This window comes from Mycobacterium sp. SMC-21, assembly GCF_045310825.1.
GTDB lineage: Bacteria > Actinomycetota > Actinomycetes > Mycobacteriales > Mycobacteriaceae > Mycobacterium.
Genome location: NZ_JBJIAO010000032.1, coordinates 1 through 15188, shown reverse-complemented (window position 1 = coordinate 15188; position 15188 = coordinate 1). Strand labels below are relative to the sequence as shown.

Below are 15188 nucleotides of genomic sequence, written 5' to 3'. Positions count from 1 at the left end.
AGCTGGCCGTAACCGCTAGGGTCACTGGGTGATTTCCAAACTCCTGGTGGCCAACCGCGGTGAGATCGCGATCCGGGCCTTTCGCGCAGCCAACGAACTGGGTATCGCCACCGTCGCGGTGTACCCGTTCGAAGACCGCAACTCGCTGCATCGGCTCAAGGCTGACGAGTCGTATCAGATCGGGGAGAAAGGCCATCCGGTCCGGGCGTACCTGAACGTCGACGACATCGTCGCCACCGCGTTGGCATGCGGCGCCGACGCGATCTACCCGGGCTACGGCTTCCTGTCGGAGAACCCCGAACTGGCGGCCGCGTGCGCCGCCGCGGGCATCACATTCGTCGGACCCAGCTCCGACATTCTCGAACTGACCGGCAACAAGGCGCGCGCCATCGAATCGGCCCGCGCCGCGGGGCTGCCCGTGCTGGCCTCGTCGGAGCCGTCGTCGTCGGTCGACGACCTCCTCGCCGCCGCCGAGCAGATGCAGTTCCCGTTGTTCGTCAAGGCCGTCGCCGGTGGTGGCGGCCGCGGTATGCGCCGCGTGGCCGACCCGGCCGACCTGCGCGAGGCCATCGAAGCGGCGTCCCGCGAAGCCGATTCGGCGTTCGGTGACCCGACGGTGTTCCTGGAGCAGGCCGTCGTCAACCCGCGGCACATCGAGGTGCAGATCCTCGCCGACACCCACGGCAACGTCATGCACCTGTTCGAGCGCGACTGCAGCGTCCAGCGCCGGCACCAGAAGGTCATCGAGCTGGCGCCCGCGCCGAACCTGGATCCCGAACTGCGGGAGCGCATGTGCAACGACGCTGTGGCCTTCGCGCGGCAGATCGGCTACACGTGCGCCGGCACCGTCGAGTTCCTCGTCGATCAGCGCGGCCAGCACGTGTTCATCGAGATGAACCCGCGCATCCAGGTCGAGCACACCGTCACCGAGGAGATCACCGCGGTCGACCTCGTCGCGTCGCAGTTGTGTATCGCCTCCGGCTCGTCGCTCGAGGAGCTGGGTCTGAGCCAGGAGACCATGCAGGCCCGCGGCGCCGCGCTCCAGTGCCGCATCACCACCGAGGATCCCGCCAACGGCTTCCGGCCCGACACCGGCCGCATCACCGCCTACCGCACCCCGGGTGGCGCCGGCATCCGGCTCGACGGCGGCACCAACCTCGGTGCCGAGGTGTCGGCCCACTTCGACTCCATGCTGGTCAAATTGACCTGTCGCGGAAGGGATTTGACGACGGCCGTGGCGCGCGCCAAGCGGGCCCTGGCCGAGTTCCGCATCCGCGGCGTCTCGACGAACATCCCATTCCTGCAGGCGGTGCTCGACGACCCCGACTTCGTCGCCGGCAAGGTGACGACGTCGTTCATCGACGAGCGTCCGCAGCTGCTGACCGCGCGCAGCAGCGCCGACCGCGGTACCAAGATCCTCAACTACCTAGCCGATGTGACGGTCAACCAGCCGCACGGGCCGCGGCCGGCGGCGGTGTACCCGCGCGACAAGCTGCCCGCCGTCGACCTGAAGGCGGCGCCGCCCGCGGGGTCGAAGCAGCGGCTGGACGAGCTGGGGCCCGAGGGCTTCGCGCGCTGGCTGCGTGACACCCCCGCCGTGGGCGTCACCGACACCACCTTCCGCGACGCGCACCAGTCGCTGCTCGCCACCCGCGTGCGGTCCACGGGTCTGCTGGAGATCGCGCCCTACATCGCCCGATCGACGCCGCAGCTGCTGTCGGTCGAGTGCTGGGGTGGTGCCACATACGATGTGGGGCTTCGCTTCCTGAAGGAGGATCCGTGGGAGCGCCTGGCCGCACTGCGTGAGGCGATGCCCAACATCTGTCTGCAGATGCTGCTGCGCGGCCGCAACACCGTCGGCTACACGCCGTACCCGGAGCTGGTGACATCGGCGTTCGTCGAAGAGGCCACGGCGACGGGCATCGACATCTTCCGGATCTTCGACGCGCTCAACAACGTCTCGTCGATGCGTCCCGCCATCGAGGCGGTGCGCGAAACCGGTTCCGCGGTGGCCGAAGTCGCGATGTCCTACACCGGCGACCTGATGAATCCCGGCGAGACGATCTACACGCTGGACTACTGGCTCAAGCTCGCCGACGAGATCGTCGAAGCCGGTGCGCACGTGCTGGCCATCAAGGACATGGCCGGCCTGCTGCGACCGCCGGCCGCGGCAAAACTGGTGTCGGCGTTGAAGTCTCGCTTCGACCTGCCGGTGCACGTGCACACCCACGACACCCCGGGCGGGCAGCTGGCGACGTACATGGCCGCCTGGCAGGCCGGCGCCGACGCGGTCGACGGTGCCTCGGCGCCGCTGGCCGGGACCACCAGCCAGCCCGCGCTGTCGTCCATCGTCGCGGCGGCCGCGCACACGCAGTACGACACCGGGCTGTCGCTGGAGGCGGTCTGCGACCTCGAGCCGTACTGGGAGGCGCTGCGCCGGGTCTACGCGCCGTTCGAGTCCGGCCTGCCGGCGCCGACCGGCCGCGTCTACACCCACGAAATCCCCGGTGGCCAGCTGAGCAACCTGCGCCAGCAGGCCATCGCGCTGGGCCTGGGGGACCAGTTCGAGGAGATCGAGAACGCCTACGCCGGTGCCGACCGCATCCTCGGCCGCCTGGTGAAGGTGACACCGTCGAGCAAGGTGGTCGGTGACCTGGCCCTGTCGCTGGTCGGTGCGCACGTCACCGCCGATGACTTCGCGGCCGACCCGTCGCGCTACGACATCCCGGACAGTGTCATCGGATTCCTGCGCGGCGAGCTGGGTGACCCGCCCGGCGGCTGGCCGGAGCCGTTGCGCAGCAAGGCATTGGAGGGCCGCGGCCCGGCCCGGCCCGAGCAGCAGCTGACCGCGGAGGACGAGGCCCAGCTGGCGACCCCCGGCCCTGTGCGCCAGGGTGCCCTGAACCGGCTGCTGTTCCCCGGCCCGACGAAGGAGTTCCTGGCGCACCGCGAGGAGTACGGCGACACCTCGAGGCTGAGTGCCAACCAGTTCTTCTACGGCCTGCGCCGCGGTGAAGAGCACCGCGTGCAGCTGGAGAAGGGTGTCGAGCTGCTCATCGGCCTGGAAGCGGTGTCCGAGCCCGACGAGCGCGGCATGCGTACCGTGTTGTGCCTGATCAATGGACAGCTGCGGCCCGTGCTGGTGCGTGACCGCGCCATCGCCGCGGACGTGCCGGCCGCCGAGAAGGCCGATCGCACCAACCCGGACCATGTCGCCGCCCCGTTCGCGGGTGTCGTCACGGTCGGTGTCGCGGTCGGTGACCAGGTCGACGCGGGCCAGACCATCGCCACCATCGAGGCCATGAAGATGGAGGCGGCCATCACCGCACCCAAGGCCGGTACCGTCGCGCGGATCGCCGTCACCCCCACCGCGGGCGTGGAAGGTGGCGATCTGCTCGTGGTGATCAGCTGACCCGGATCATCGGCGGCCGCCACGGCGGCCGCCGGATCTCGGTGCCCGCCAAAGGGACTCGGCCGACGACGGATCGGGTCCGCGAGTCGCTGTTCAACGTGCTGGCGGCCCGGGTGGACTTCGACGGGGCCCGGGTGCTCGACCTGTACGCCGGATCGGGGGCGCTCGGATTGGAGGCGCTGTCGCGCGGTGCGGCGTCGGCCCTGTTCGTGGAGGCCGACCGGCGCGCCGCGGCGGTGATCTCGCGCAACATCGCCGAACTCGGGGTCGACGGCGCCGTCGTGCGGTGCGGGACGGCGTCCAGCGTGACGGCGACGACGGCGCCGCGGCCGGTGGACCTGGTGTTCGCGGACCCGCCCTACGACGTGCCGGCCGCCGACGTGGAAGCCGTTGTCGGGCAACTCGTTTCGGGCGGCTGGCTGGCCGAGGGTGCCGTCGCGGTGATCGAGCGCCCGGCGTCCGGCCCAGCGCTCGTCTGGCCGGCCGGCTGGACCGTGCTGAAGGAGCGGCGCTACGGCGACACCCGACTGGAAATGGCGGAGTGGGCCGGCTGACCAGTCGGGCCTGAGCCGGCTGCGCCTTGTACCGTCATGGGCTATGAGTGGTGCGGTCTGCCCGGGATCCTTCGATCCGATAACCCTTGGTCACCTCGATGTCTTCGAGCGGGCGGCGGCCCAGTTCGACGAGGTGGTGGTGGCGGTGCTGGTGAACCCCAACAAGAAGGGCATGTTCACCGCCGAGGAACGCATCGCGATGATCACCGAGGCGACGTCGCACCTGCCGAACCTGCGCGCCGAGGCCGGGTCGGGGCTCGTCGTCGACTTCGCCCGGGCGCGCGGGCTGACGGCCATCGTCAAGGGCCTGCGCACCGGGACCGACTTCGAGTACGAGCTGCAGATGGCGCAGATGAACCGGCACGTCGCCGGCGTCGATACCTTCTTCGTCGCGACCAAGCCGCAGTTCTCGTTCGTGTCGTCGTCGTTGGCCAAGGAGGTGGCGGCCCTCGGCGGCGATGTCACGGACCTGCTGCCCGCGGTGGTGAACAAGCGCCTGCAGGCCAAGCTGGCCGGATAGGTCGCGACACACCGGTCGGCAAAGCCGAGTCACACGAGTAACAACAGGCACACTGGTAACAACCAACTACGCCTGGAGGATGTTGCCGTGTACCGAGTATTTGAGGCGCTGGACGAGCTCGGCGCGATCGTGGAAGAGGCACGCGGAGTGCCGATGACCGCGGGCTGCATGGTGCCGCGGGGCGATGTTCTGGAACTGCTCGACGACATCAAGGACGCGATCCCGGGCGAACTGGACGACGCCCAGGACGTCCTCGACGCGCGCGACGGGATGCTGCGCGAGGCCAAGCAGCATGCCGACTCGATGGTGTCGTCGGCCACGGCCGAGGCGGATTCGCTGGTCAACCACGCCCGTGCCGAAGCGGACCGGCTGCTGGCCGACGCGAAGGCGCAGGCCGACCGGATGGTCTCCGAGGCGCGTGCGCACAGCGAGCGCATGGTCGTCGAGGCCCGCGAAGAGGCCAACCGGATCGCCAGCACCGCCAAGCGTGAGTACGAGGCCAGCACGAACCGGGCCAAGGCCGAGGTCGACCGGCTGCTCGAGAGCGGCAACCTGTCCTACGAGAAGGCCGTGCAGGAGGGCATCAAGGAGCAGCAGCGCCTGGTGTCCGAGACCGAGGTGGTTCAGACCGCCCACGCCGAGGCCACCCGCATGATCGATTCCGCGCACGCCGAGGCCGACCGCCTGCGGGGCGAGTGCGACATCTACGTCGACACCAAGCTCGCCGAGTTCGAGGAGCACCTCCAGGGCACCCTGCGCTCGGTCAGCCGGGGCCGGCACCAGCTGCGCACCGCCGCCGGCACGCACGACTACGCCCAGCGCTGAACCGCTTTGCGGGAATGGCGTCCGGTCGACGATCGGCGCCGACGTAGGATTGAGCAATGCCTGGCCCGAGTCCGCTGACCATTGACATTGCCCGATTGGGCCGCCGGCCCGGGTCGATGATCACGCACGTCGAAACCGTGCCCAGTCCCGAGCGGATCGGCCTGGATCTGATGGCGATCGCGCCCGGTGCGCCCATCGAACTCGATCTGCAACTGCAGTCGGTGTCCGAGGGCGTGCTGGTGACGGGATCGGTGTCCGCGCCGACCACCGGCGAGTGCTCGCGGTGCCTCAACCCGCTGTCCGGCCACGTCACCGTCGACCTCACCGAGCTGTTCGCGTATCCCGACAGCACGACCGAGGCCACCACCGAGGAAGACGAGGTCGGCCATGTCGTCGACGACGCCGTCGATCTCGAACAGTCGATCATCGACGAGGTGGGGCTGACGCTGCCGTTCTCGCCGTTGTGCACGCCGGACTGCCCGGGACTGTGCCCGGATTGCGGGGTGCGCCTGCTCGACGCCGAACCGGGCCATCACCACGACAAGATCGACCCGCGGTGGGCGAAGTTGTCGGCGCTGCTGCCGGAGACCTCCGACGCCGACGGGTCCTCGTCGGAGGACGGTTCGTGACGGTAGATCGTGCGCCGCTGCTGGCAGCGCTGGGCGTGCAGTTGCCCGACGATCTGCTGACCGTGGCGCTCACCCACCGCAGCTACGCGTACGAGAACGGCGGTCTGCCGACCAACGAGCGGCTGGAGTTCCTGGGCGACGCCGTGCTCGGGTTGGTGATCACCGCCGAGATTTTCCGCCGGTACCCGGACCGCAGCGAAGGCGAGCTGGCCAAGCTCAAGTCCGCGGTGGTCAACACCCAGGCGCTGGCCGAGATCGCGCGCAGCCTCACTCCCGACGGGCTGGGCAGCTACCTGCTGCTGGGCCGCGGCGAGATGGCCAGCGGCGGCGCCCAGAAGGCGAACCTGCTGGCCGACGGACTCGAATCCCTGCTCGGTGCCACGTATGTCGAGCACGGCCATGAGGTGGCCCAGACCGTGGTGATGGGGCTGTTCAGCGCCGCGCTCGACACCGCGGCGAGCCTCGGTGCGGGTCTGGACTGGAAGACCAGCCTGCAGGAGTTGTCCGCGGCCCGCCGGATCGGCGTCCCGTCCTACGTCGTGACGTCCACCGGTCCGGAGCACGACAAGGAGTTCACCGCGCGCGCGGTGGTCGGCGGCGTCGACTACGGCGAAGGCACGGGGCGCACCAAGAAGGAAGCCGAACAGCACGCCGCCGCGGCCGCATACCAGGCGCTGGAGGCCAGTCCCGCGGTCGATCCCGACGCTGACGCCGTCAGCAATGCCTGAGCTGCCCGAGGTCGAGGTCGTCCGCCGCGGCCTCGAAACACATGTCGTGGCAAAGGGTTTCACCACGGTACGGGTGCTGCACCCGCGCGCGGTGCGACGGCACGACAACGGTCCGGCGGATCTGGCCGGTCGGCTGGCCGGGCGCCGGATCACCGGGACGGGCCGCCGCGGAAAGTACCTGTGGCTGACCCTCGACGGTGACGAGGCGCTGGTGGTGCACCTGGGCATGAGCGGCCAGATGCTGATCGGGCCGCCGGCGCGGCCGTCGCACCTGCGCATCGCGGCCGTGCTCGACGACGGTACCGAGCTGAGTTTCGTCGACCAACGGACGTTCGGTGGCTGGCAGGTGTGCGATCTGGTCGAGGTCGACGGCAGCGTCGTGCCCGTGCCGGTGGCGCACATCGCCCGGGATCCGCTGGATCCCGCATTCGATCCGGACGCCGTGGTGAATGTGTTGCGCCGCAAGGACTCCGAGATCAAGCGCCAGCTGCTGGACCAAACCGTGGTGTCCGGTGTCGGCAACATCTACGCCGACGAATCGCTGTGGCGGGCGCAGGTCAACGGGTTTCGCCCGGCCTCGGCGTTGGCACGCCGCCGGCTCGGGGAGCTCCTGGTCCACGCGGCGGATGTGATGAATTCGGCTCTGGCACAGGGCGGTACGTCGTTCGACTCGCTGTACGTCAACGTCAATGGCGAGTCCGGGTACTTCGACCGCTCACTGGACGCCTACGGCCAGGAAGGAGAGCCGTGCCGCCGCTGTGGCACGGCGATCCGGCGGGAGAAATTCATGAACCGCTCGTCGTACTACTGCCCGAAATGTCAACCGCGGCCCCGCATCCCGCGCCCGATCTGACGTCCCGGGCTACTTCAGCCCGGGAATGCCCTTGAACTTCGGCGAATCGGTCATGCAGAACTTCCACTCGCCGCCTTCTTTGCGCAGCGGGACGTTCGTGACCCCGGTGGACGAGCTGACGTTCACCGTCGCCCGATCTCCGTTGACGTCGATGTCGGTGATCTCCGCGCGTTTGGTCGAACCGGGGCCGGCGTCGCCGTCGCTGCCCTTGCCGAACTTGCCCGCGATCGAGGGCACCTTGTCGTACAGCTTCACGTCGTTCGCGCAGGAGTGCGCCTTGAAGTCGTCGAAGGTCTCGATCTGCGACGTCATCAGGTCGCGGATCTTCTCCTCGTCCGACGACGACCCGCCGCCGATCGTCACCTCGCTACTGCCGGACGCCGAATCCGAGCCGGAGTCGGAGCGCGTGGCCACCGCCGCGAAGACGACGCCGATCACGAGGACGACGGCGAAGATCCCGGCGCCGATGAGCGCCCATTTGCGGGTGTTGTTGGGCGGGGTGGGCGGCGGGAACCCCGGTTGCCCCGGGAATCCCGGCCCCATCGGGTAGCCGGGCGGCGGTCCGTAGACCGGTTGACCGTAGGCGGGCTGCCCGTACTGCGGCTGTCCATACGCCGGCTGTCCGTACGCGGGTTGGCCGTACGTGGGTTGGCCGTAGGCCGGCTGCCCGTAGGCCGGTGGACCGTACGCGGGCTGGCCGTATCCCTCGGTCGGCTGCTGTGGCGGCTGCCAGGGCTGGGCGCCCGGATCAGAGCCGGACGGGGGATAGGTCATGTCTACGCGCTCCCTGTGGACTGTGCTTGGTGTCCAACGTAACACCAGCGCCACTACCCGAAATGCCAACAGCGGCCGGGTAAGTCACAGGTCGGTTACTTCATGCCGGGCAGGTTCTGGAGCTGCTTCAACTGCGGTGAATCGGTGAAGCAGATTTTCCACTCGCCGCTTTCCTTGCGGAAGTAGAGCGTGCCGGAACGCTCCAGGCCGGTGCTCGACGTCGCGGTGACCTCCGCGGTGGCGGTATCCCCGGTCACGTTGACGCTGTCGACGGTCGCCTTGCCCTTGGCGCCCGTCGGATTGGTGCCCGTGCTGTCGGCGATGCCGGGGAACTTGCTGAAGAACTTCTGGTCGTTCTCGCACGAGCGTTCCTTGATTGACGACGGACCCGAGCTCATGAGGCTGCGGATCTGGTCCTCGTCGGAGTTGCCGCCCAGCGCGCTCAGCCCACCTCCGGAATTCGAGACCAGAACCACGGCGAGCACGATGCCGACGACGATGATGGCCGCGAGGCCACCGATCAGCGCCCACTTGGGACCGTTCGATTTGGGTTGCGGCGCCCCAGGGAAACCCGGGCCCATCGGATATCCCGGCGGCTGTCCGTATCCAGGCTGGCCGTAGGCCGGTTGGCCGTACGCCGGCTGACCATATGCGGGTTGTCCATAGGCGGGCTGGGACGGGCCGTATCCCGGCTGGCCGTAGCCGCTCGGCGGGAACCCGGGTGCCGGCTGCTGCGGCTGCTGCCACGGCTGACCGCCTGGCTGCGGCCCGAGCGGGGGATAGGTCATGTCTGGTCGCTCCCTGTGAACTGTGCTTGCCGTCCAAGTTAACACCGCTGGGCCGTCTACCACCGGAAACGCCGGTCAGCCTCGGGCGTTACCTCATCCCGGGCAGCTGCTGAAGTTTCTTCATCTCCGGGGAGTCGGTCAGGCAGTACTTCCACTCGCCGCTTTCCTTGCGGAAATAGATCGTGGTGGTTGCCTCACGTCCGCTTTCCGCGCGCGTGGTGACGTTCACGGTGGCACGCTCGCCCGTCACGTCGACACTGTTGACGGTGACCTTCACCTTCGGTCCGACGGGCGCCTTCTTGCCGTCGGAGAGGCCGGGGAACTTGCTGAAGAATTTGTTGTCGGCGTCGCACCGGTGGTCCTTCAACGCCGTCGGATCGCTCAGCAGGCTGCGAATCCGGTCCTCGTCGGAGTTACCGCCCAGCGCGCTGAGCCCACCGCCGGAGCCCGAGGTCCACAGCACCACGCCGATCACGATGGCGATGACCGCCAGCAGGGCCAGCCCGCCGAACAGCAGCTTCTTGTTGTTGTTCGGGGTGGGCGCGCCGGGATGGCCGGGTCCCGGCGGAAAGCCCGGCGCCTGGCCGTATCCGGGCCCCATCGGATAGCCGGGTGCCGGTCCGTACCCGGCCGGTTGTCCGTAGCCGGGGGCCTGCCCATACCCGGGCGCCTGCCCGTAGCCGGCCGGCGGATAGCCGGGTGCCGGCTGCTGCGGTGGCTGCCACGGCTGGCCGCCCGACTGCGGCCCGAACGGCGGATAGGTCATGTTTGGTCGCTCCTTGTGAACGCCGGATACGGCAGAGAGGCCCGTCGACATCGGACGGGAGCGGCGACAAGCCGCGTCGCCCGATCAGCGGGTGCCGGGCAGATTCTTGAACACGGGATTGTCGGTGGAGCAGAACTTCCACTCGCCGCCTTCTTTGCGCAGGTAGATGGCTACCTGAGAGGAGCCCGGCGCCTGGACCGTGGCCCGGTCGCCGGTGACGGTGATGTCGAGGGTCTTCATGCTCTCCGGGTCGCCCGAGACCTTCGGCATCGGCATACTCCCGAAGGCGCCGCCGCCCGCCTGGCCGAAGAACTTGCGGTCGCCGGCGCACGAGATCGACGCCATGTCGCCGCCACCGAACGAGGCCAGGAACTGGCGAATCTCGTCTTCGTCGGAACCGCCACCAGCGGACGCTCCCGGCGCTGTGGCCTCGTCCGTCGAACCTGTGCTGCCCGCCGCACCCTTGCGCTTGCCGGACTGACTGCTCGCGGACGTGGACTGGTCGTCGTCGGAGGAACTGGTCAGCGCGTAGACGCCCACGCCGCCGAGGACCAGAACCAGCACCACCGCGCCGACGATCAGAAGCCACTTGCCCGGACCGCCGGAGTTCGGCGGTGTGGCACCGGGATGGCCGTAGGGCATCGGCTGGCCGGGCATCGGACCGTATCCAGGCGGGCCATAGGCGGGATAGCCAGGAGCAACCGGCTGGCCGACACCGTACGGACCCTGCTGCGGGTACCCGGACGGGCCTGGATATGGGCCCTGCGGTGGGTACGTCATGTGATCTCTCCCCCCGAGAGTTGTGTGGACCCTGACATTACCTGGGCCTCAACGAGGTTCCCCGCAGGAACAATGGCGTCGGCACGGTACAAATGAGCCATGACGGAACTGTGGGTCGAACGGACCGGGGTGCGCCGCTATACCGGGCACAGCTCGCGAGGAGCCGAGGTCCTCGTCGGGTCCGAGGACGTCGAGGGCGTCTTCACCCCAGGGGAATTGCTCAAGATCGCGTTGGCGGCGTGCAGCGGTATGAGCAGTGACGCGCCGTTGCGCGCCCGGCTCGGCGACGACTACCAGACCACCATCCGGGTGTCGGGCCCGCCGGACCGCGAGAACGAGGTCTACCCGCTGCTGGAGGAGTCCATGGAGTTGGACCTCTCGAGCCTGTCCGAGGACGAGATCAAGCGGCTCAAGATCGTCGTCGAGCGAGCCATCGACAAGGTCTGCACGGTGGGCCGCACGCTCAAGGCGGGCACCGAGGTCACCTTCGGGTTCGCCGGCAAGTGAGCGAGGCAGTTCGGCTGTCGGCCTGGGTGCACGGCCAGGTGCAGGGCGTCGGGTTCCGGTGGTGGACCCGGGCCCGCGCGCTGGAGTTGGGCCTCACGGGCTACGCCAGCAACAAGCCGGACGGCCGCGTGCACGTCGTCGCGCAGGGGCCGCGTGCCGATTGCGAGCGGCTGCTGGCACTCCTGCGCAGCGGTACCACCCCTGGCACGGTGACGACGGTGGTCGACGACTGGGCCGCTGCGGGCGACCCGATCGAGGGATTTTCTGAGCGTTAGAAGCCCAGGGGTCCCCGGCATTTAACCGGCGCGACGGTAGGGTTTCACCCCATGCATCTGAAGAGTCTGACGCTGAAGGGCTTCAAGTCCTTCGCGTCGCCGACGACTCTTCGCTTCGAACCCGGCATCACCTGCGTGGTGGGGCCGAACGGTTCGGGCAAATCGAACGTCGTCGACGCCCTGACCTGGGTGATGGGTGAGCAGGGCGCCAAGACCCTGCGCGGCGGCAAGATGGAAGACGTCATCTTTGCCGGCACGTCGTCGCGGGCCCCGCTGGGCCGGGCCGAGGTGACCCTGACCATCGACAACTCGGACAACGCCCTGCCGATCGAGTACTCCGAGGTTTCGATCACGCGGCGTGTATTCCGCGACGGCGCGAGCGAGTACGAGATCAACGGCAGCAGCTGCCGGCTAATGGATGTGCAGGAACTGCTTTCCGACTCCGGTATCGGCCGCGAGATGCACGTCATCGTCGGTCAGGGAAAGCTCTCGGAAATCCTGGAATCGCGCCCCGAGGACCGTCGTGCCTTCATCGAGGAGGCCGCCGGTGTGCTCAAGCACCGTCGGCGCAAGGAGAAGGCGGTCCGCAAGCTCGACGCCATGCAGGCCAACCTGGCGCGCCTGACCGACCTGACCACCGAACTGCGCCGTCAGCTCAAGCCGCTGGGCCGGCAGGCCGAGATGGCGCGGCGCGCGCAGACCATCCAGGCCGATCTGCGTGACGCCCGGCTGCGCCTGGCCGCCGACGATCTGGTGACCCGCCAGGCCGAGTTCGACGACACCAACCAGACCGAGACCGCGCTGCGGCGTGAGCACGGCGAGGTGACCGAGCGTCTCGAAGCAGCATCGGCCGAACTGGCGGGACACGAAGCGGCGGTATCGGGCCTGTCCGGCCGCGCCGAGGCGGCGCAGCAGACCTGGTTCCGGCTGTCCGCGCTCGCCGAGCGGGTCAGCGCCACGGTGCGTATCGCCACCGAACGTACGAACCTGCTGGACTCTGATCCGGAGGTGTCGACCGGGCCGGACCCGGACGCGCTGGACGCCGAGGCCGACGCCGTCGCCGAGCATGAGGAACAACTGCTCGCCGAGCTCGCCGAATCCCGGACCCGGCTGGAGGCGGCGCGCGGTGCGCTGGCCGAATGCGAACGCGCCGCGGCCGATGCCGAACGTGCCCAGATGGCGGCGGCTCGGGCCGAGGCGGACCGGCGGGAAGGGCTCGCCCGGTTGTCCGGGCAGGTCGACACCATGCGCACCCGTATCGAATCGATCGACGAGGCCGCGGTACGGCTGACCGGCGGCATCGAGGAGGCGGCCGCCCGCGTCGAGCAGGCGAAAGCCGAGTTCGAACTCGTGCAGAGCAAGGTCGGTGAGCTCGATGCCGGCGAGTACGGGCTCGATGAGCATCACGATCGCACCATCAACGCCATGTTGCAGGCCGACGAACGCGTCGACGAATTGCAGGCCGCCGAGCGCGCCGCGGAGAAGCAGGTGGCCTCGCTGCGCGCACGTATCGACGCCCTGTCGGTGACCCTCGACCTCAAAGACGGATCGGCGTGGTTGCAGGAAAACCATGACGGCGCAGGCCTTTTCGGCTCGGTGGCCGAATTGGTGCGGGTGCAGTCGGGGCACGAGGCAGCCATCGCCGCGGTGCTGGGTGCCGCCGCCGACGCGCTCGCGGCCGAAAGTTTCGATGCCGCACGCGCCGCGGTCGACGCGCTCAAGAAGGGTGACGGTGGCCGTGCGGCCATCGTGCTCGGTGACTGGCCCGTCGAAAACGCTTCGCCGCGTGGGGATTTGCCGTCCGGCGCCCAGTGGGCGCTGGATCTGGTCGAAGTACCGGCTCGGCTCTCGGGTGCGATGCACGCCATGCTGGCGCGGGTCGCCGTGGTCGCGGATCTACCTGCGGCGCTGGAGCTGGTCGCGGCGCGACCGGACCTGCAGGCCGTCACGGCCGACGGCGACCTGGTCGGTGCCGGGTGGGTCAATGGCGGCTCCGACCGCAAGCCGAGCGCGCTCGAGATCACCGCGGAGATCGACAAGGCGCGCGCCGCGTTGGTCGAGGCCGAACGCCAGACCAGCGAATACGGCGCCGCGCTGTCCGGTGCCCTCGCCGAACAGAAGGCGCGGCGCGACGCCGTCGAACATGCGCTGGCCGCACTGCACGAGTCCGACGCCGCGATCTCGGCGATCTACGAGCAACTGGCCCGGCTCGGGCACGAGGCCCGGACCGCCGAGGCCGAATGGCAACAGCTGCTCCGGCAGCGCGACGAACTGGACGCCGGCCGCAGCCGCACGCTGGCCGAGCTGGCCGAGCTGGAAGACCGGTTCCACAACGCGCAGCAGGAGCCGATGTTCGATGTCGAGTTCGTCGACCGGTCCGAGACGACGGCGGCCGCCGAAGAGGCGCGCGCAGTCGAGGTGGAAGCCCGGCTGGCAGTGCGGACGGCGGAGGAACGCGCGAATGCCGTTCGCGGGCGGGCGGATTCGCTGCGCCGGGCCGCGGCCGCCGAGCGTGAGGCCCGAGTGCGGGCGGCGCGGGCCCGCGAAGCCCGGGAGAACGCGGCGAAGGTCGCGGCCGCTGTCGCCGATTCCGGCCGGCTGGTGGCCGAAAAGCTCGCTGCCACAGTGAGTCTGGCGGCACGCAAGCGTGATGCACTGGCCGCCGAGCGGGCTCAGCGTTCCGAGGGTCTGACGCGGGTCAGGGCGGAAGTGTCCGAACTCAGCGCCCGCGCCGGCGCGCTGACCGAGGCGCTGCACCGCGACGAGGTCGCCAAAGCGCAAGCGGCCCTTCGCATCGAGCAACTCGAACAGCAGGTGCTGGAGCAGTTCGGTATGGCCGTTGCCGACCTGGTCGCCGAATATGGACCGGACGTGCCGCTGCCGCCGACCGAACTCGAGATGGCCGAGTACGAGCAGGCCAAGGAGCGTGGTGAGCAGGTCAGCGCGCCCACGCCGATGGCGTTCGACCGGCCCACCCAGGAGCGCCGCGCGAAGAAGGCCGAGAAGGAACTGGCCGAGCTCGGTCGGGTCAATCCGCTGGCGCTTGAGGAGTTCGCCGCGCTCGAGGAGCGCTACAACTTCCTGTCCACCCAGCTGGAGGACGTCAAGGGCGCCCGCAAGGACTTGATGGACGTCATCGCCGACGTCGATGAGCGCATCCTGCGGGTGTTCACCGAGGCCTACGCCGATGTGGAGCAGGAATTCACGCAGGTCTTCTCGACGCTGTTCCCCGGCGGCGAGGGCCGGCTGCTGCTGACCAACCCAAGCGACATGCTCACCACCGGCATCGAGGTCGAGGCCCGGCCACCGGGCAAGAAGGTCAAGCGGTTGTCGCTGCTGTCGGGCGGTGAGAAGTCACTGACCGCGGTGGCGATGCTGGTGGCGATCTTCCGGGCGCGGCCGTCACCCTTCTACGTCATGGACGAGGTCGAGGCCGCGCTGGACGACGTGAACCTGCGCCGTCTGATCAGTCTGTTCGAGCAGCTGCGGGAGAAGTCGCAGCTGATCGTCATCACCCACCAGAAGCCGACCATGGAGGTCGCCGACGCGCTCTACGGCGTCACCATGCAGGGCGACGGCATCACCCAGGTGATCTCGCAGCGCATGCGCGGCCAGGAGTTGGTTTCCAGCCAGTCATAGGCGGGGTTCGGCGTGGCCCTTTTGTGGCACGTGTCGGTCCTTGATGGCATGTTCGAACACATGTGGCGCTCCACGGGTTTTCGTGGGCGCCTTTGCGCTGTTCAGGGGCTATTTTAGGTTGTGCGCCTGGGGTTTTGA

General features: G+C 69.0%; 14 protein-coding genes. 10 read left to right on the top strand and 4 right to left on the bottom strand.

Annotation, left to right across the window (positions count from 1 at the left end):
• The first annotated feature begins 28 nt into the window (after positions 1 to 28).
• From ACJH6H_RS23115 to mutM, 7 genes are all read left to right on the top strand, one after another.
• The gene (locus tag ACJH6H_RS23115; protein WP_318985962.1) at positions 29 to 3412 is read left to right on the top strand and encodes a pyruvate carboxylase; all 3384 of its coding nucleotides are present in this window, start codon (positions 29 to 31) and stop codon (positions 3410 to 3412) included.
• Positions 3409 to 3966: a 16S rRNA (guanine(966)-N(2))-methyltransferase RsmD gene (gene rsmD, locus ACJH6H_RS23110; protein ID WP_212814854.1), complete on the top strand. Its 558-nt coding sequence runs from the start codon at positions 3409 to 3411 to the stop codon at positions 3964 to 3966. Before ACJH6H_RS23115 ends, rsmD begins: the two co-directional genes overlap by 4 nt.
• A gap of 43 nt (positions 3967 to 4009) precedes the next feature.
• Entirely contained in the window at positions 4010 to 4486 is a 477-nt protein-coding gene (gene coaD, locus ACJH6H_RS23105; RefSeq protein WP_212811913.1) for a pantetheine-phosphate adenylyltransferase, read from the top strand.
• Between the two features lie 87 nt (positions 4487 to 4573).
• The gene (gene sepIVA / locus ACJH6H_RS23100; protein ID WP_020103794.1) at positions 4574 to 5311 is read left to right on the top strand and encodes a cell division protein SepIVA; all 738 of its coding nucleotides are present in this window, start codon (positions 4574 to 4576) and stop codon (positions 5309 to 5311) included.
• A 56-nt stretch (positions 5312 to 5367) separates the two neighbouring features.
• A complete protein-coding gene (locus ACJH6H_RS23095; protein WP_212811912.1) occupies positions 5368 to 5940 on the top strand; it encodes a DUF177 domain-containing protein in 573 nt (190 codons plus the stop codon).
• Positions 5937 to 6668, top strand: coding sequence for a ribonuclease III (gene rnc / locus ACJH6H_RS23090; RefSeq protein WP_212811911.1), 732 nt, complete (start codon positions 5937 to 5939; stop codon positions 6666 to 6668). The genes ACJH6H_RS23095 and rnc overlap by 4 nt, the downstream gene beginning before the upstream one ends.
• Complete coding sequence (gene mutM, locus ACJH6H_RS23085) at positions 6661 to 7521, top strand: bifunctional DNA-formamidopyrimidine glycosylase/DNA-(apurinic or apyrimidinic site) lyase (RefSeq protein ID WP_318985964.1); 861 nt, start codon at positions 6661 to 6663, stop codon at positions 7519 to 7521. Before rnc ends, mutM begins: the two co-directional genes overlap by 8 nt.
• 9 nt (positions 7522 to 7530) lie before the next feature.
• Here mutM and ACJH6H_RS23080 read toward each other — a convergent pair whose 3' ends face one another.
• The 4 genes from ACJH6H_RS23080 to ACJH6H_RS23065 all read right to left on the bottom strand — a co-directional run bounded on the left by ACJH6H_RS23080 (position 7531) and on the right by ACJH6H_RS23065 (position 10629).
• Positions 7531 to 8295 carry a hypothetical protein gene (locus tag ACJH6H_RS23080; RefSeq protein WP_406775890.1) on the bottom strand — a complete coding sequence of 255 codons (765 nt, stop codon included), beginning with the start codon at positions 8293 to 8295 and terminating at the stop codon, positions 7531 to 7533.
• 95 nt (positions 8296 to 8390) lie between these two features.
• On the bottom strand, positions 8391 to 9083 hold the full coding sequence (locus tag ACJH6H_RS23075) for a hypothetical protein (RefSeq protein ID WP_406775889.1): 693 nt from the start codon (positions 9081 to 9083) through the stop codon (positions 8391 to 8393).
• 88 nt (positions 9084 to 9171) lie between these two features.
• Entirely contained in the window at positions 9172 to 9849 is a 678-nt protein-coding gene (locus tag ACJH6H_RS23070) for a hypothetical protein (RefSeq protein ID WP_406775888.1), read from the bottom strand.
• Between the two features lie 84 nt (positions 9850 to 9933).
• On the bottom strand, positions 9934 to 10629 hold the full coding sequence (locus tag ACJH6H_RS23065; RefSeq protein WP_406775887.1) for a hypothetical protein: 696 nt from the start codon (positions 10627 to 10629) through the stop codon (positions 9934 to 9936).
• A gap of 99 nt (positions 10630 to 10728) precedes the next feature.
• Here ACJH6H_RS23065 and ACJH6H_RS23060 point away from each other — a divergent pair, with 99 nt between their 5' ends.
• From ACJH6H_RS23060 to smc, 3 genes are read left to right on the top strand one after another with little or no spacing between them, the layout of a single operon-like run.
• Complete coding sequence (locus ACJH6H_RS23060; protein ID WP_406775886.1) at positions 10729 to 11136, top strand: OsmC family protein; 408 nt, start codon at positions 10729 to 10731, stop codon at positions 11134 to 11136.
• A complete protein-coding gene (locus tag ACJH6H_RS23055) occupies positions 11133 to 11411 on the top strand; it encodes an acylphosphatase (RefSeq protein ID WP_406775885.1) in 279 nt (92 codons plus the stop codon). The genes ACJH6H_RS23060 and ACJH6H_RS23055 overlap by 4 nt, the downstream gene beginning before the upstream one ends.
• A 51-nt stretch (positions 11412 to 11462) precedes the next feature.
• Positions 11463 to 15050: a chromosome segregation protein SMC gene (smc, locus tag ACJH6H_RS23050; RefSeq protein WP_406775884.1), complete on the top strand. Its 3588-nt coding sequence runs from the start codon at positions 11463 to 11465 to the stop codon at positions 15048 to 15050.
• Positions 15051 to 15188: the final 138 nt, after the last annotated feature.